This window comes from Rhizobium sp. BK251, assembly GCF_004345245.1.
In the GTDB taxonomy this organism is placed as follows: domain Bacteria; phylum Pseudomonadota; class Alphaproteobacteria; order Rhizobiales; family Rhizobiaceae; genus Rhizobium.
This window is the reverse complement of the sequence record NZ_SLUQ01000004.1, coordinates 267,374-284,981: the sequence shown is the minus strand read 5'-3', so window position 1 is coordinate 284,981 and position 17,608 is coordinate 267,374. Positions and strand designations below refer to the sequence as shown.

Sequence of the window (17,608 nt, the reverse complement as noted above, 5' to 3'; positions counted from 1 at the left end):
AGAGGGAGAGACGATGAAAAATTTCCGTAAAATTGGCGTCCTGGCCGGACTGACGCTCAGCGTCTCGGTCGCAGCCTTGAGCGCCTATGCCTCCGAGCCGACAGCACCGCCTGTTCCACCGCAGTTTCCGGCGGAAGGCAAAATCAAATACGTCGCACGCGACTCCATCCTCGAATTCAAGGCGCTGCCCGAATATCATGAACCCGATTGGGTGACGACGAAGTTCGTCGAGAGCGGCAAGCTGCCGCCGGTCAAGGATCGCCTGCCCAAGGAGCCGCTCGTCTTCAAGACGGAAAACATGGTCGACGGCGTCGGCGTCTACGGCGACACGATGCGCCACGTCATCGGCGGACGTCCGGAAGGCTGGAACTACGGCGCTGGCCAGACGCAAGGCTGGGGCGGCATCGACATCGGCCTGTCCGAATGCCTGACGCGCACTGCACCCCTCTTCCAGGTCGAGGCGAAGGACACCGAACCGTTGCCGAACCTCGCCAAAAGCTGGGAATGGTCGGAGGACGGCCACAAGCTGACCATGCATCTCGTCGAGGGTGCGAAGTGGTCGGACGGCGTGCCCTTCGGCGCTGACGACATCATGTTCTACTGGGAAGACGAGGTGATCGACCCCAACGTCTCGCCGCTCGGCGGCGGTGCCTCGCCCGAAGCCTTCGGTGAAGGCACGACGCTGACGAAGATCGACGACAACACCGTCCAATGGACCTTCAAAGAGGCCTTCCCGAAGCAGTACCTCTATGCAATGGCCTATCCGAATTTCTGCCCGGGACCATCGCATATCCTGAAGCCCCAGCATCCGAAATACTCGAAGAACACCTACGACCAGTTCAAGAATGCCTTCCCGCCGGAATTCATGAACATGCCCGTCATGGGCGCGTGGGTGCCGGTCGAATACCGCTCCGACGACATCATCGTGATGCGCCGCAACCCCTACTACTGGAAGGTCGACGAGAAGGGCAACCAGCTCCCCTATCTCAACGAGCTGCACTACAAGCTCTCGACATGGGCTGATCGTGACGTGCAGGCCGTTGCCGGCTCGGGCGATATCTCGAACCTCGAACAGCCGGAAAACTTCGTGGCATCGCTGAAGCGTGCGGCCGAGAAGACGGCGCCGGCGCGCCTTGCCTTCGGCCCGCGCCTTATCGGTTACAACATGCGCATGAACCTCTCCGGCAACGGCTGGGGCGATCCTGACGCACGCAGCCAGGCAATCCGCGAGCTGAACCGCAACGAAGACTTCCGCAAGGCGGTAACCATGGCGCTCGACCGCAAGGCGATCGGCGACTCCCTGGTCAAGGGCCCGTTCACCGCGATCTATCCGGGCGGCCTGTCTTCGGGCACGAGCTTCTACGACCGCAACTCCGTCGTCTATTACCCTTATGATCTCGAGGGCGCCAAGGCCCTGCTTGCCAAGGTCGGCCTGAAGGACACCGACGGCGATGGCTTCGTGAACTTCCCGGCCGGAGCCGAGGGCGGCAAGAATGTCGAGATCGTGCTTCTCGTCAACAACGGCTACGCCACCGACAAAAGCCTTGCCGAAGGCGTCATCGGCCAGATGGAGAAGCTCGGCGTCAAGGTCATTCTTAATGCCCTCGATGGTCCGAAGCGCGACGATGCCCACTATGGCGGTCGTTTCGACTGGGTCATCCAGCGCAATACGCCTGAGCTGGCATCGGTCGTGCAGAACACCGAACAGCTTGCTCCTGTCGGTCCGCGTACGAGCTGGCAGCATCGCGCCGGCAAGGACGGCAAGGTCGACCTGATGCCCTACGAGCAGGAGATGGTGGACATCGTCACCAAGTTCCAGACCAGCCAGAACAATGACGAGCGCGTCGACCTGATGAAGCAGTACCAGAAGGTGGCGACGGAGAACGTCGATACCGTGGGCCTGACGGAATATCCGGGCGCGCTGATCATCAACAAGCGCTTCTCGAACGTGCCCGAGGGTACGCCGATCTTCATGTTCAACTGGGCCGAAGATTCCGTCATCCGCGAGCGCCTGTGGGTGGCCGCCGACAAGCAGGGCAAATACGAGCTGTTCCCCGAGCAGCTGCCCGGCAAGCCCGGCGAGAAAGGCCCGATCAACTAAGAGTTCCCTCCCAGTGAAACGAGACATTCCGGCCGCGCGTGAAGCGCGGCCGGGCAAGACCAACAAGCCGGCCGCACCAACGGGCGCGACTGGCGGCAAAGAGAAGCGAACCGTCCGATGTTGCGATTCCTGCTCGTGCGCATAGCCTCCTCGATCCCGGTCCTGATCATCCTCAGCGTCGTGACCTTCGCGATCATCCAGGCGCCGCCCGGCGACTATGCCGACTACCTCCGTTCGCAGCTGATCAATCAGAGCGGGGCCTCGTTTGCACAGGCAGAGGAACAGGCGCAGGCCTACCGCGTCGCCCACGGTCTCGATCAACCGATCGTCGTCCAGTACTTCGCCTGGATCAAAGGCATCGTCACCCAAGGCGATTTCGGCTACAGCATGTATTACAACAAGCCGGTGGCCGACGTCGTCGCCGAGCGCCTGCCGCGGACACTGTTGCTCGCGCTGGTCTGCCATCTCTTCGCATCCGTGCTCGGCATCGGCTTCGGCATCTGGGCCGCGACGCGGCAATATTCTTGGATCGACAGCCTTCTCTCCGGCGTCTCCTTCCTCGGCATGACGGTGCCGCGCTTCCTGATGGCGCTGATCATCGTCTACCTGCTCGTATTCCAGTTCAACGTCTCGGAGATCGGCAGCTTCTTCTCGCCACAGTATGGCGGAGCGCCGTGGTCCTGGGCAAAATTCGTTGACCTCGTCAGCCACGTCTGGCCGGTTGTCGCGATCGCCACCTTCGGCGGGCTCGCCTACAACATGCGCGTGATGCGCGGCAATCTGCTCGACACCTTGAACGCGCAATATGTGGAGACCGCGCGCGCCAAAGGGCTTTCGGGCGGGGCGGTGGTGATGCGCCATGCCGTGCCCAACGCCCTGCATCCGCTCGTCATGTATCAAGGGGTCGTGCTTCCCTACATGCTGACCGGCGAGATCGAGACCGCGATCATCTTCTCGCTGCCGACAGTCGGACCGGCGATCGTCGGATCGATGGCGGTCGGCGACGTCTACGTGACGGCAACCTTCATGATGGTGCTGTCGGCCACGCTGATCGTCGGCAACATCATCGCCGACATGCTGCTTGCCATGCTGGACCCCCGCGTCCGCACGTATGGAGGAGCCTGATATGCTAGCCTTCGATTCCGCTCCCCCGCCACCGCATGAAGAAACCGTCAGACACGCGCCGCACGGCAACGAAAGCTACATGGCGCTGGTCTGGCGCCGGCTGAGGCGCTCCTGGACCGGCATGATGGGCCTCGTGCTCGTCGGACTGCTGCTGCTGATGGCGATCTTTGCAGATTTCTTCGCGCCGATGGATCCGAAGGCGACCGACGTGGGCTTCGCACCGCCGCAGGTGATGAGCTTCCACGACAAGGACGGCAACTTCGTTTTCCAGCCCCGCGTCTACGGACAGACCGAGTCGGACGAGCTCGATCCAGTGACCTTCCAGCCGATCGTCGGTCCGGACTACGACAATCCCAATCTTCTCGGTTTCTTCGTGAAGGGGGCCGAGTACAAGCTGTTCGGCCTGATCCCGACGGATCGCCACTTCTTCGGTTCCACCACGGGCCAGCCTGTGCATTTCCTCGGCACGGACAAGTTCGGCCGCGACGTGCTTTCCCGCGCCATCATCGGTTCGCGGATTTCGCTGACGATTGCACTGACCGTCGTCTTCATCGTGACGGTCATCGGCACCACGGTCGGCATGGTGTCCGGATATTTCGGCGGCTCCTTCGATACGTGGGTGCAGCGTTTCGTCGAAGTGGTGCTCGCCTTTCCGCAGCTGCCGCTCTATCTGGCGCTGACCTCGCTGATACCGGTCACAGCTCCGACCAATGTCTTCCTCGGCTTCGTCATTGTCGTCATGTCGGCGCTCGGCTGGGCGCAGATGTCGCGTGAGGTGCGCGGCAAGACGCTGGCCCTCGCACGCATCGATTACGTGAGGGCGGCCATGGCCGTCGGTGCCACCGATCGGCGCATCATCTTCCAGCACATCTTCCCGAACGTGATGAGCCACGTGATTGTCGCGGTTACCCTGCACATCCCGAGCGTCGTGCTGCTGGAATCATTCCTCGGCTTCCTGGGCTTTGCCGTGAAGCCGCCGCTGATCTCCTGGGGTCTAATGCTGCAGGACACCGCGAACTACTCCGTCATCGGCACCTATCCCTGGATTTTGGCGCCGGTCGGTTTCGTGCTGATCACCGTCTTCGCCTTCAATGCGCTGGGCGACGGTCTGCGCGATGCAGTCGATCCCTATTGAGGTGACCAAGATGGCTCTCGCACTCGTCAACTCCTTCGCTCCGCCCGTCCGCCTCGATCACCAGGGACGTTCGGAAGACCCGGTTATCGACGCCCGCAATGTCGCGGTGAATTTCAAGGTCGAGCACGGCATAGTCGAGGCTGTGAAGGACATCTCCTTTCAGCTCTATCGCGGCGAGACCATCGCCATCGTCGGCGAATCCGGTTCCGGCAAGTCGGTTACCGCGCGTACGGTCATGGGGCTGCTGTCCAAGCGCGCCGTCGTCTCGTCGAAATCCACCGTGACCTATGACGGCGCCAACATCCTGAAGTTCTCCGAGCGGGAACGGCGCAAGCTGCGGGGCGACCGCATTTCGATGATCTTCCAGGAACCGATGAGCTCGCTGAACCCGATCTACACGATCGGCAGCCAGATCGTCGAATCGATCCGCGTGCATCGCAGGATGAGCAGGAGGCAGGCCGAGGCGAGGGCGCTGGAGCTGCTCAAGCATGTGCAGATCCCGGATCCGGAAGCACGCCTCAGGCAGTATCCGCACCAGCTTTCAGGCGGCCAGCGACAGCGCGTGATGATCGCCATGGCGCTCGCAAACGACCCGGACGTGCTGATTGCCGACGAGCCGACAACGGCGCTCGATGTGACGGTGCAGGCGCAGATCCTGAACCTCATTCGCAACCTGCAGAAGGAATTGCGGATGGCGGTGATCCTGATCACCCACGACCTGACCGTGGTGCGCCAGTTCTCCGACTATGTCTACGTGATGCAGCATGGCGAGATGCGCGAGCACAACACGACCGAACGGCTGTTTGCCAATCCGCAGCACGCCTACACCAAGCATCTGCTCGGTTCCGAGCCGCGCGGCCAGGCCAATCCGCTGCCGGAAGGGGCTGACGTCATCCTCGACGCCAGAGGCGTGCGCGTATCCTTCATGATGCGCCATGGCGGCTTCTTCAAGCCGGAATTGAAGGAGCTTGTCGCCGTTGACAGCCTGAACCTGACGCTTCGGCGCCATGAAACGCTCGGCCTCGTCGGCGAATCCGGTTCGGGCAAAACGACCTTCGGACAGGCGCTTGTCCGGCTGAACGATCCGGATACCGGCGAAATCTACTTCGACAGCCAGCCGATCCATGGCCGCTCACGCTCGGAAATGCGGCCGCTGCGCTCGCGCATGCAGATCGTCTTCCAGGATCCGTTCTCGTCGCTCAATCCGCGCATGACGATCGGCCAGATCATCGAGGAAGGGCTGGTGGTCAACAAGCTCGGCGCAACGAAGGCCGAACGGCTCGATCGTGTCCGCGAGGCGCTGATTGCGGCGGGCATGCCCGGCAATATCCTGTCACGCTTTCCGCACGAGTTTTCCGGCGGCCAGCGGCAGCGCATCGCGATTGCCCGTGCCATCGCGCTGGAGCCCGAATTCATCCTGCTCGACGAGCCGACGTCCGCGCTCGATCTCTCTGTTCAGGCGCAGATCATCGATCTTCTGCGAAAGCTGCAGGACGAGCGGGGTCTCAGCTACCTCTTCATTTCGCATGACCTCAAGGTCGTGCGTGCCCTCTGCCACCGGGTGATTGTCATGCAGCATGGCAAGATCATGGAAGAGGGACCCGTCAACGAAGTTCTCACCAATCCCAAGACCGCCTACACGGAACGGCTCGTCAAAGCCGCTTTCGAGGTAGCCTGATTGCCCATGCTGGAGGATATAATGGCAAGAAATCCCAAGATCACCTTTATCGGAGCTGGCTCCACCGTTTTCATGAAAAACATTGTTGGCGACGTGCTGCAGCGCCCGGCACTGTCCGGCGCGACGGTCGCCCTGATGGATATCAATCCGCAGCGCCTCGAAGAGAGCGCCATCGTCGTCAACAAGCTGATCTCGACGCTCGGCGTCAAGGCAAAGGCAGAGACCTTTTCCGACCAGCGCAAGGCACTGGAAGGCGCCGATTTCGTGGTGGTGGCCTTCCAGATCGGCGGCTACGAGCCCTGCACGGTGACGGATTTCGAAGTGCCGAAGAAATACGGCCTGCGCCAGACGATCGCCGACACGCTCGGCGTCGGCGGCATCATGCGTGGGCTTCGCACCGTGCCGCATCTCTGGAAGATCTGCGAGGACATGCTCGCTGTCTGCCCGGATGCGATCATGCTGCAATATGTCAACCCGATGGCGATCAACACCTGGGCGATTTCCGAGAAGTATCCCACCATCAAGCAAGTCGGCCTCTGCCATTCGGTACAGGGCACCGCGATGGAGCTCGCCCACGACCTCGACATTCCCTACGAGGAGATCCGCTACCGCTCGGCCGGCATCAACCACATGGCCTTCTATCTGAAATTCGAGCATCGCCAGCCGGACGGTTCCTACAAGAACCTCTATCCCGATCTCGTGCGCGCCTACCGGGAAGGCCGGGCGCCCAAGCCAGGCTGGAACCCGCGTTGCCCGAACAAGGTGCGCTACGAGATGCTGACGCGCCTCGGCTATTTCGTGACCGAAAGCTCGGAGCACTTCGCCGAATACACGCCCTACTTCATCAAGGAAGGCCGCGAGGACCTGATCGAGAAGTTCGGCATCCCGCTCGACGAATATCCGAAGCGCTGCATCGAGCAGATCGCCCGCTGGAAGGGCCAGGCGGAAGCCTATCGCTCGGCCGACAAGATCGAGGTGGCACAGTCGAAGGAGTATGCTTCCTCGATCATCAACTCGGTCTGGACCGGCGAGCCCTCGGTGATCTACGGCAATGTCCGCAACAACGGCTGCATCACCTCGCTGCCGGAAAACTGCGCCGCCGAGGTGCCGTGCCTGGTCGATGCTTCCGGTATCCAGCCGACTTTTATTGGCGACCTGCCGCCGCAATTGACGGCGCTGATCCGCACCAACATCAACGTCCAGGAACTGACGGTACAGGCACTGATGACCGAAAACCGCGAACATATCTACCACGCCGCGATGATGGATCCGCATACGGCAGCAGAGCTCGACCTCGACCAGATCTGGTCGCTGGTCGACGAGTTGCTCGCCGGGCACGGTGAATGGTTGCCGGAATGGGCGCGCACCGCCCGAAAAGTTCAGGCCGCCTGACGATTCTCTCCCTGTCAGGGCCTTAGGGAAGTCCCGTGGCGTGTGGCCGCCGCGGGACTTCTGCCATGTCGGGCGGGCGTCACGCAGCAGTCCGGGGACGAAGCAATTTCGCCGTCAACAGCGGATACGTCTCGGAATGTTTCAGAATTCTGGGAGAAACTGGAGCGGGCGAAGGGATTCGAACCCTCGACCCCAACCTTGGCAAGGTTGTGCTCTACCCCTGAGCTACACCCGCTCATTCCACAGCGGTCCGGGGTAGTAAGCTGGACCGTGGGTGCCGTCTTGCGGCGACGGGCGCTATATGGCCCAACCGATTTTTAAATGCAACAGGGAAATGACGGAAAGGCGCATAAAAATCGCCGGCGTGGAAAAGTGTCGCGATGGCGTGCGGGAAATCGATCGGCGCGGGTGGCTCTGCAGCGATTGCCAATTGCTGGCGGGGGACGTATCAAGGGTTCCTCACTTGTTTTCCCAGCCTGCCAGCCGCAAAGAGACTGCCATGAGCGCTACCTCCTTCAAGAGCCGCGAGGATCTTTTCCGTTTTCTCGACGGACTCGGCGTGAAACATCTCACCAAGGAACATGCACCGGTCTTCACGGTCGCCGAGTCGGTGTCGCTGCGCGACGAGATCGACGGTGGCCACACCAAGAACCTGTTCGTGAAGGACAAGAAGGACAATTTCTTCCTGCTGACGGTTGAGGAAAACGCGGTCGTGGACCTGAAGACGGTTCATGCTATCATCGGTGCGGCGAGCAAGGTTTCCTTCGGCAAGCCGGAGAAACTGATGGAATATCTCGGTGTCGCCCCCGGCTCGGTGACCGCATTCGGTGCGATCAACGACACGGAGAAGAAGGTAACCTTCATCCTGGACGCCGATCTGATGACCCACGAGATCATCAACTGCCATCCGCTTTCCAATGACGCCACGACGTCCATCGGGCGGGATGACCTTATTCGCTTCATGGAGGCGACGGGTCATGCGCCGCTTGTCTTGAAAGTGACGTCCTGACATACGATTTTAGCGCTATCGATACCGGTCAAAGAACCGGCAAGGCGGGAGATGCATATGAGCAGTACCGACAATCCCTATGGCGGTTCCTACGGCGGACAGATGTCCGCGTCGGCAAACTACGGCGCGGCGCCGGCGGCTGAGTCCTACATCAAGGACACGACGACGGCGAATTTCACGCGCGACGTGCTGGAGGAATCTCGCCGGCAGCCGGTTCTCGTCGATTTCTGGGCGCCCTGGTGCGGTCCTTGCAAGCAGCTGACGCCCGTGCTCGAGAAGGTCGTCAACGAGGGCCGCGGCCGCGTCAGGCTCGTGAAGCTGAATATCGACGACCATCCCGCGATCCCCGGCCAGCTCGGCATCCAGTCGATCCCGGCGGTCATCGCATTCGTCAACGGCCGTCCGGCCGATGGTTTCATGGGTGCAGTACCCGAGAGCCAGGTGCGGCAGTTCATCGACCGGCTGGCTGGTCCCGCCGGTGCGGACGATGCGGCTGAGATCGAGGCGATCCTGCAGGAGGCTGCAACACTGCTTGCAGGCGGCGATTTCAACGGCGCTGCCGAGCTCTTTGGTGCGGTGCTTCAGGCCGACCCGGAGAATGCCAAGGCACTTGCCGGCATCGCCGAGTGCATGATCGCAGCCGGCCAGAGCGACCAGGCGCGCGAGGCTCTTGCCGAACTGCCTGACGCGCTTGCCAAGGATGCGGGAATCATTGCGGTGCTGAAGAAGCTCGACCAGATCGACGAGGCACGCAAGCTCGGAGACCCTGTGGCGCTGCAGAATGACCTTGCGCTCAACGCCGATAACCACGAGGCGCGCATGAAGCTTGCCAAGATCCTCAATGTCGAGGGCAAGCATGAAGAGGCAGCCGACCATCTCCTGCTCATCATGCGTCGCGACCGAACCTTCGACGACGATGGAGCCCGACGCCAGCTGCTGCAATTCTTCGAGGTATGGGGCCCGAAGGACCCGGCAACGATCGCGGCGCGGCGCAAGCTTTCCTCGATCCTCTTCTCCTGACGATTCGCCCGGAAATCCCCTTGTGTTTTCCGCAAGGGGCACCACATCTTTCGTCAGGGTGGAGTTCGTGACATCGCCTGCCGCAAGAGAATTTGGGATAAATCTTCATGCAAGTGGGGAATGCGAGATACCTGAAGCCCAGCGATCTGCCTGAAACCATCGCGGTCTTTCCCCTGACGGGTGTGCTGCTTTTGCCGGGCGGTCAACTTCCCCTGAATGTCTTCGAGCCGCGCTACCTTGCCATGTTCGATGCCGCACTGGCCGGAAACCGGCTGATCGGCATCGTCCAGCCGGCCCTTGGCGATCATGGCGGCGAGGAAAGCCCGGCCGGCAATCCGGCGCTGGCGCCCGTCGGTTGCGTCGGGCGTATCACTTCCTTTGCCGAAACCGGCGACGGGCGCTACATCGCGTCCCTGACCGGGATCTGCCGCTTCCGACTGCTGGAGGAGAGAACGACCTCCGAGCCCTACCGCATCTTCCGCAATGTGCCCTTCATTGCCGACCTTACTTCGCGCAACGAAGAGGACACGGTCGATCGCGCCGCGCTTCTGGCCGCCTTCAAGGCCTATCTTGAGGCCAACAAGCTCGAGGCGGACTGGGAGAGCGTCGAGCGCGCCGGCAATATGACGCTCGTCAATTCGCTGGCGATGATGTCGCCCTTCGGCCCGGCGGAAAAACAGGCGCTTCTGGAGGCTCCCGACCTGAAGACCCGGGCGGAGACGCTGATCGCCATAACCGAGATCGTGCTCGCCCGCACGTTCGGCGATTCCGATTCGGTGCTGCAATAGGAGCTGCAGGTGGACGAGAACATCAGCAAAGTCGATCCAAAGCTGCTCGACCTCCTCGTCTGTCCCCTGACACAGGGCAGACTCAGCTACGACCGGGAGAAGAACGAGCTCGTCTCTGAGAAGGCCAAGCTCGCCTATCCGATCCGTGACGGCATTCCGATCATGCTGGTTTCCGAGGCGCGGCGGATCGAGGACTGACGCCCTCAGATCGCCTGGCCGGTCAGCAGCCGCGGGCTGCCGCGACCGGCGGTGCCGGCAGCCTGTCCGATGAAATAGGATTTCAAGCCCGGCAGGCGGTCGACCAGCCCGAGACCGAAGTCGCGCACGACGCGGAGCGGCGTGACATCATTCGAGAAGAGGCGGTTCAGGACATCCGTGGTGACGCCCATGCGGAATGTGTCGAAGCGACGCCAGGTCTGGTAGCGCTCGAGCACGTTTACCGAACCGATGTCGAGCCCGAGACGATCTGCCTCGACAATGGTTTCGGCAAGTGCCGCCACATCCTTGAAACCGAGATTGAGGCCTTGGCCGGAAATCGGGTGAATGCCGTGAGCGGCATCGCCCGCAAGGGCAAAACGCGGCGCGACGAAATCGCGGGCGAGAGTCAGTCCGAGCGGGAAGGCGCGCCTGTCTCCCACGACATGCAGCGCGCCGAGCTTGTGGCCGAAACGGCGCTCGAGCTCTTCCTCGAAAACGAGGTCATCGGAGGCGACGAGCCGTTCGGCATCGGCGGCGCGCTCCGTCCACACCAGCGAGGACCGATTGTTCTTCAGAGGAAGGATCGCGAACGGGCCTGACGGCAGGAAGTGCTCCTCGGCGCAGCCGTTGTGCGGCCGTTCGTGCTCGACGGTGACGACGATGCCCGATTGTCCGTAGTCCCAGCTTACCGTCTTGATGTGCGCCATGTCGCGCAGTCGCGAGCGCACGCCATCGCAGGCGACCAGCAGACGGGACTCGATTGCACTGGCGTCGGAGAAGGTGGTCGAGACGCTCACTTCGCCGGCCGTGAAATTGGTCGCGGCAATGCCCTGGCGGATTTCGATGCCGAGGCGTTCGCAGGCGCGGCGCAGCGCGCCGACAATGACTGAGTTCGGAATCATATGGGCAAAGGGCTCGCCGTCGCGCACCTCGCCGTCGAAGGTAAGGAAAACCGGACGCACGGGATCGCCCGTCTTCGAATCGGTGACGATCATGCGCGTGATCGGCTCGGCCTCGGGATGGATCTCGTCCCAGATGCCGAAGACCTGCAGCATTCGCGTTGCGGCTGCGATGATCGCGGAGGCCCTCAGATCCTTCTCCCAGGCGCCCTTCGGCGCCCCGTCTGCGACCGTCACGTCAAGATGGGGCGCTGCCTGCTTGACGGCGACGGCGACGGCAAGTCCCACATAGCCCCCACCAACAACCAGCATGTCCTGCATCCCTGATCTCCTGCCTTCCGTGACAAACACAGGATCTATATAGATCATCCACCGTCCAGTTCCTACCACCGGAGACTGTCCAAGATGTCGCGAGAGACCGGCAAGCCGACCGCCATGGAACAGCTCATCGAGACGCTCGACCTGGAGCAGCTGGAGGTCAATCTCTTTCGCGGACGCAGCCCGCAGGTCGGCTGGCAGCGTGTCTTCGGTGGACAGGTGATCGGCCAGGCGTTGGTGGCGGCCCAACGCACCGTGGACGCCGATCGCAGCGTGCATTCGCTGCATGCCTACTTCATGCGTCCCGGCGATCCCGCGGTGCCGATCATCTACCAGGTCGAGCGAATCCGGGACGGATCGAGCTTCAATACGCGCCGCGTTCTCGCCATCCAGCACGGCAAGGCAATCTTCGCCATGTCGTCATCCTTCCAGATCGAGGAGCCGGGTTTCGAGCATCAGATCGCCATGCCAGATGTGCCGCCGCCCGAAAAACTCCTCGACGAGCAACAGATCAAAGCGCAATACCTTGCCCATGCGCCAGAGGCGGTGCGCAAATACTGGCAACGCGAACGACCCATCGAAATCCGCCCGCTGTCGCTTGCCCATTACTTTTCCCGGGAGAAGCTGGAGCCGCGTCAGGACGTCTGGGTGCGGACCACCGGGCCGGTCCCGGACGACCGGATCTGCCAGGCAGCCGTGCTTGCCTATCTTTCGGACATGACCCTGCTTGACGCTGCGCTCTATGCCCACGGTACGTCCATCTTCGACCAGAGCATCCAGGCTGCGAGCCTCGATCACGCCATGTGGTTTCACCGGCCGAGCAAGCTCGATGACTGGCTCCTCTATACGCAGGACAGTCCCAGCGCATTCGGCGCCCGTGGCCTCACGCGCGGCAGTCTGTTTGACCGTTCCGGTGTCTTGATTGCGTCGGTTGCGCAGGAAGGACTGATTCGGAAAAAGGCAAATGATTAAATAATACGCTATTTTATAAATTTGCTCATTATTTGTGCGCTCGTTGGCCGCTCAACTGCACTTTTATTGGCGCCTTGCGGCATAGTCTTTACTTTTCAATAACTTACATACCCATTCGAATCTGGCACGCCCTTTGAATGTCTGTTTCCGGTCGCTGCACAATTTGAGCGTCAGCGGCAAGGAGAGTTCGGCTCCGCGCCGAGTAAAAAGGATGGGAAACCAGATGAAAATTGTGATGGCCATTATCAAGCCGTTCAAGCTGGATGAGGTCCGCGAGGCCCTCACGGCGGTCGGCATTCAGGGCCTGACCGTGACCGAAGTGAAAGGCTACGGACGTCAGAAAGGGCATACCGAGATCTATCGCGGCACCGAATACGCCGTGAGCTTTCTTCCCAAGCTGAAAATCGAAATCGCGGTTGCGTCCGAGATCGTCGACAAGGCAGTCGAAGCGATCGCCGCGGCGGCCAAGACCGGCCAGATCGGCGACGGCAAGATCTTTGTCTATTCGATCGACCATGCCGTCCGCATCCGCACTGGCGAAACCGACGCAGAAGCGCTGTAAGACCGACTGATCAGGGAGTTCTTTCTAATGTCATTTTCCAAATCTTCTTCCACACTTGCCCGGGCGGGCGCGACTTTCGCGGCACTGCTCGCGCCAGTCATGGCCTTCGCACAGGATGCCGCTCCTGCTGCCGCTCCTGCCATGACCATGGACAAGGGCGACAACGCCTGGATGCTGGTCTCGACCATCTTGGTTCTCTTGATGACCATTCCGGGTCTCGCCCTCTTCTATGGCGGCCTCGTGCGCGCCAAGAACATGCTTTCCGTGCTGATGCAGGTTTTCATGATCACGGCCGTCGTCATGATCATCTGGGTCACCTACGGCTACTCTCTCGCCTTCACCGACGGCGGTTCGCTGAACAGCTTCGTCGGCGGCTTCTCCAAGGCCTTCCTCGCAGGCGTCGACACCACCAGTCTCGCCGAGACCTTCACCAAGGGCGTCGCCATTCCGGAGCTGACCTTCGTCTGCTTCCAGATGACGTTCGCCTGCATCACGCCGGCGCTCATCGTCGGTGCCTTCGCCGAGCGCATCAAGTTCTCGGCCGTGATGCTCTTCGTCATCCTGTGGGTCACCTTCGTCTATTTCCCGATGGCGCACATGGTCTGGTTCTGGGGCGGCCCCAGCGCATATGACGGCCCGTCCGGCCTGATCTTCTCCTATGGTGCGATCGACTTTGCAGGCGGCACGGTTGTTCACATCAACGCCGGTATCGCCGGCCTCGTCGGCGCCATCATGCTCGGCAAGCGCACCGGCTACAAGAAAGAGATCATGGCTCCGCACTCCATGACGCTCACCATGGTCGGCGCTTCGCTGCTCTGGGTCGGCTGGTTCGGCTTCAACGCCGGTTCCAACCTGGAAGCCAACTCCTACGCCTCGCTCGCGATGATCAATACCTTCGTGGCAACGGCCGCAGCGGCTGTCTCCTGGTGCATCGTCGAAAGCTTTGCTCGTGGCAAGGCCTCGATGCTCGGCGCGGCCTCCGGTGCGGTTGCCGGCCTCGTCGCCGTCACCCCGGCTGCCGGTTTCGTCGGCCCGATGGGCGCGATCGTCCTCGGTCTCATCGTCTCGCCGATCTGCTACTTCTTCGTCGACGTGGTGAAGAACAAGTTCGGCTATGACGACAGCCTCGACGTCTTCGGCGTCCATGGCATCGGCGGTATCATCGGCGCCATCGGCACCGGTATCCTCGTCAACCCGGCTCTCGGCGGCGCAGGCATCGTGGACTACTCCACGCCGGACTTCGCTGCTTCCTATGCAGGTACGGCAACGCAGGTCTGGGCGCAGCTCAAGGGCGTTCTCACAACGGTGATCTGGTCGGGTGTCGGTTCGGCAGTCATCTTCAAGATCGTCGATGTCGTCATCGGTCTGCGCGCATCCGTCGAAGCCGAGCGCGAAGGCCTCGACCTCGCTTCCCACGGCGAAGCCGCCTATCACGCCTCCTAAGATTTGTGGCGCCGGGGGAATTTATCCCGGCGCCGCTCAACAGCCCGTCGCGGCCTATGCAAATAGACGCCGCTCTTGGCCCGGACCCTTCGGTTCGGGCCTTTTTTATTGGGTTCCCGGCGGCCACCCCACCTGCCGGCGATCTGGTATGCCATGGTTAATGGCCCATTAACCCGCATCTGATTAGTTGGAGTCTACCTAGTGGCAATCCGGCCGGGGACCCGGCTGATTCGCCGGAATTCCGAACGACAGCGGGCGGGGCAATATGGGCAGAAGCATATCGGCAGCAATGGACGGCCGTGCCGGCCGCACGACGCTCTCGACGTTTGTTTGGCGAAAGATCCTCGCGCTGGCGGGGCTGCTTCTGTTTGCGCTCCTGGCGCTTGCCGTTGCGGCGCTGGCGAGCTGGAACGTGATGGATCCCAGCTATTCCTATGCCACGAGCAACGCGCCGGCCAACATACTCGGCTATAGCGGCGCGGCCTTTGCCGACGTCATGATGCAGTTCCTGGGGCTCGCCAGCGTTCTCGCCATGCTGCCCATCGTCGCCTGGGCACTGGCGCTTGTTTCCGGGCGCCGCATCAGCCGGTTGCCGGCGCGTCTTTGCGCCTGGGGCGGCAGCGCCCTTCTCGCTTCGGCCGTCGCAGGCTGTTTCCCTCCGCCGCTGACCTGGCCGATCCCCAACGGCATCGGCGGCGTCATCGGCGACATGATCCTGCGCTTTCCGGCACTTTTCGTCGGCACCTACCCTACCGGGACCTTTGCGATCGTGCTTGGCTGCATCCTCGCCGTGCCGACCGGGTGGCTCATGCTCTTTGCCGCCGGTATCGTGGGCAAGACGGCGGTTGAAGAGGACGCACAGGAGATCGACGAGCCTCCGAGCCGGGCGATGGCGGTCGGCGCCGACGACGAGGAGGACGAAGGCACCTTCGCGGGTCTTCTTGCCGCTTTCGGCGGGCTCACTCATTCCTGGTACACCGCGCATGCGCGCATGCGGCGCATCTTCGGCCTGGGGCCGCGCAAGCGCCGCAGCAGCGACTTCGATGCGCCCTACGACTTCAACGACGACGAATTCGGCACGCTGAACGAGCCGATACGCGCCAAGGCGTCGCCGGCGCGCGGCGAGCGCGTGGAGCCGTCCATGGACGCGCGAAACGGCTCCTCGCGGCGCATCGTTTCAGCCCCCGCACTTTCCCTCGATGGCGATGATGACGAAGACGACGACTCGCCCTTCGGTTCGGGCATGCCGCGCCGTCCGGCCGACATCCTCCCGGATGAAGACGATGATGATGACGGCTGGTCGATGCGAGCCGTACCGGCAAAGGGCGGCGGCCGGCCGGAGCCACGCGTCGTAGCACCGGCGCCGCGACCGAAGCCCGGCGCAAGGGCCGAGCGTGAGGCGCAGGGCTCCTTCATCCGCCCGGAAGGGTTCCAGCTGCCCTCCATCCATCTTCTTGCCGAGCCGAAAAGCGTGGTGCGCGATTCGACGCTCACCGCCGACGCACTGGAGCAGAATGCCCGCATGCTCGAGGGCGTGCTGGAGGATTTCGGCGTCAAGGGTGAGATCATCCATGTCCGCCCCGGCCCGGTGGTCACGCTCTACGAACTCGAGCCGGCGCCAGGCATCAAGTCGTCACGCGTCATCGGCCTTGCCGACGACATCGCCCGCTCGATGAGCGCGATCGCCGCTCGCGTCGCCGTCGTGCCCGGCCGCAACGCAATCGGCATCGAACTCCCGAATGCGACGCGCGAGACCGTCTACCTGCGCGAGATGATCGCAAGCCGCGATTTCGAAGGCAGCAAGGCGAAACTCGGCATGGCGCTCGGCAAGACTATCGGCGGAGAGCCGGTCGTCGCCGATCTCGCCAAGATGCCGCATCTGCTCGTCGCCGGGACCACCGGCTCCGGCAAGTCGGTGGCCATCAACACGATGATTCTCTCGCTGCTCTACAGGATGACGCCGGAGCAGTGCCGCCTGATCATGATCGATCCGAAGATGCTCGAACTCTCCGTCTATGACGGCATTCCGCATCTGCTCTCGCCGGTCGTCACCGATCCGAAGAAGGCCGTCGTCGCGCTGAAATGGACCGTGCGCGAGATGGAAGAGCGCTACAAGAAGATGTCGAAGATCGGCGTGCGCAACATCGACGGCTTCAACACCCGCGTCGAGCAGGCGATCGCCAAGGGCGAGGCAATCACGCGCACCGTGCAGACCGGTTTCGACCGGGAGACGGGCGAGGCGATGTACGAGACCGAGGAATTCGACCTACGGCCCATGCCTTACATCGTCGTCATCATCGACGAGATGGCCGACCTGATGATGGTCGCCGGCAAGGATATCGAAGGCGCGGTGCAGCGCCTTGCGCAGATGGCGCGCGCCGCAGGCATCCACGTTATCATGGCCACGCAGCGCCCGTCGGTCGATGTCATCACCGGCACGATTAAGGCGAACTTCCCGACGCGCATCTCTTTCCAGGTGACATCGAAGATCGACAGTCGTACCATTCTTGGTGAGCAGGGCGCCGAACAGCTGCTTGGCATGGGTGACATGCTCTATATGGCGGGCGGCGGCCGCATCCAGCGTGTTCACGGTCCTTTCGTTTCCGACACCGAGGTCGAGGAAATCGTTGCCTACTTGAAATCGCAAGGGTCGCCCCAATATCTGGATGCAATCACGGCAGATGACGACGAGGATGGCGGGGTCGGCGGCCCGGCGGGCACCTCGAACCTGGCAGAGTCCGACGATCCCTACGATCAGGCCGTGGCAATTGTTCTGCGTGACGGCAAGGCATCGACATCCTACGTCCAGCGTCGGCTCGGCATCGGCTACAACCGGGCTGCGTCGCTGATCGAGCGCATGGAGCAGGAAGGCATCATCGGCCCTGCCAACCACGCCGGCAAGCGAGAGATACTGGTGCCGACCGAGGATGACCTCGATCGCTAGGGCGCTGCCCCAGCAACTGGCCCA

General features: G+C 62.1%; 14 protein-coding genes and 1 tRNA gene. 13 read left to right on the top strand and 2 right to left on the bottom strand.

Features of this window, described 5'->3' with window-relative positions:
- The first annotated feature begins 13 nt into the window (after positions 1-13).
- From EV286_RS11415 to EV286_RS11395, 5 genes are all read left to right on the top strand, one after another.
- Entirely contained in the window at positions 14-2,101 is a 2,088-nt protein-coding gene (locus EV286_RS11415) for an ABC transporter substrate-binding protein (RefSeq protein WP_132957156.1), read from the top strand.
- A gap of 117 nt (positions 2,102-2,218) precedes the next feature.
- Positions 2,219-3,226 (top strand): ABC transporter permease, encoded by a 1,008-nt coding sequence (locus EV286_RS11410; protein WP_132957155.1) that lies wholly within the window; start codon positions 2,219-2,221, stop codon positions 3,224-3,226.
- Position 3,227: 1 nt separating this feature from the next.
- Positions 3,228-4,361, top strand: a complete 1,134-nt coding sequence (locus EV286_RS11405) for an ABC transporter permease (protein ID WP_132957154.1) — start codon at positions 3,228-3,230, stop codon at positions 4,359-4,361.
- A gap of 10 nt (positions 4,362-4,371) precedes the next feature.
- Positions 4,372-6,039, top strand: coding sequence for an ABC transporter ATP-binding protein (locus EV286_RS11400; RefSeq protein WP_132957153.1), 1,668 nt, complete (start codon positions 4,372-4,374; stop codon positions 6,037-6,039).
- 21 nt (positions 6,040-6,060) lie between these two features.
- On the top strand, positions 6,061-7,431 hold the full coding sequence (locus EV286_RS11395; RefSeq protein WP_132957152.1) for an alpha-glucosidase/alpha-galactosidase: 1,371 nt from the start codon (positions 6,061-6,063) through the stop codon (positions 7,429-7,431).
- A gap of 160 nt (positions 7,432-7,591) precedes the next feature.
- Here EV286_RS11395 and EV286_RS11390 read toward each other — a convergent pair.
- Positions 7,592-7,666: transfer RNA gene (locus tag EV286_RS11390), tRNA-Gly, on the bottom strand.
- Between the two features lie 264 nt (positions 7,667-7,930).
- Between EV286_RS11390 and EV286_RS11385 the strand changes: the two genes are divergently transcribed.
- The 4 genes from EV286_RS11385 (at position 7,931) to EV286_RS11370 (ending at position 10,446) form a co-directional block, all read left to right on the top strand.
- The gene (locus EV286_RS11385; protein ID WP_132957151.1) at positions 7,931-8,440 is read left to right on the top strand and encodes a prolyl-tRNA synthetase associated domain-containing protein; all 510 of its coding nucleotides are present in this window, start codon (positions 7,931-7,933) and stop codon (positions 8,438-8,440) included.
- Between the two features lie 57 nt (positions 8,441-8,497).
- Positions 8,498-9,460 carry a thioredoxin gene (trxA, locus tag EV286_RS11380; RefSeq protein ID WP_132957150.1) on the top strand — a complete coding sequence of 321 codons (963 nt, stop codon included), beginning with the start codon at positions 8,498-8,500 and terminating at the stop codon, positions 9,458-9,460.
- A 107-nt stretch (positions 9,461-9,567) separates the two neighbouring features.
- The gene (locus EV286_RS11375; protein ID WP_132957149.1) at positions 9,568-10,248 is read left to right on the top strand and encodes an LON peptidase substrate-binding domain-containing protein; all 681 of its coding nucleotides are present in this window, start codon (positions 9,568-9,570) and stop codon (positions 10,246-10,248) included.
- A gap of 9 nt (positions 10,249-10,257) precedes the next feature.
- Positions 10,258-10,446, top strand: coding sequence for a Trm112 family protein (locus tag EV286_RS11370; protein WP_132957148.1), 189 nt, complete (start codon positions 10,258-10,260; stop codon positions 10,444-10,446).
- 5 nt (positions 10,447-10,451) lie between these two features.
- On the opposite strand, the gene EV286_RS11365 is transcribed toward EV286_RS11370, so the two are convergent.
- Positions 10,452-11,666, bottom strand: coding sequence for a ubiquinone biosynthesis hydroxylase (locus EV286_RS11365; protein WP_132957147.1), 1,215 nt, complete (start codon positions 11,664-11,666; stop codon positions 10,452-10,454).
- 84 nt (positions 11,667-11,750) lie between these two features.
- Between EV286_RS11365 and tesB the strand changes: the two genes are divergently transcribed.
- From tesB to EV286_RS11345, 4 genes are all read left to right on the top strand, one after another.
- Positions 11,751-12,635 carry an acyl-CoA thioesterase II gene (tesB, locus tag EV286_RS11360; RefSeq protein WP_132957146.1) on the top strand — a complete coding sequence of 295 codons (885 nt, stop codon included), beginning with the start codon at positions 11,751-11,753 and terminating at the stop codon, positions 12,633-12,635.
- A 211-nt stretch (positions 12,636-12,846) separates the two neighbouring features.
- The gene (locus EV286_RS11355; protein ID WP_165932825.1) at positions 12,847-13,197 is read left to right on the top strand and encodes a P-II family nitrogen regulator; all 351 of its coding nucleotides are present in this window, start codon (positions 12,847-12,849) and stop codon (positions 13,195-13,197) included.
- Positions 13,198-13,224: 27 nt separating this feature from the next.
- Positions 13,225-14,640 (top strand): ammonium transporter, encoded by a 1,416-nt coding sequence (locus tag EV286_RS11350; protein ID WP_132957145.1) that lies wholly within the window; start codon positions 13,225-13,227, stop codon positions 14,638-14,640.
- Between the two features lie 265 nt (positions 14,641-14,905).
- Positions 14,906-17,584 carry a DNA translocase FtsK gene (locus tag EV286_RS11345; protein ID WP_132957144.1) on the top strand — a complete coding sequence of 893 codons (2,679 nt, stop codon included), beginning with the start codon at positions 14,906-14,908 and terminating at the stop codon, positions 17,582-17,584.
- Positions 17,585-17,608 lie beyond the last annotated feature (24 nt).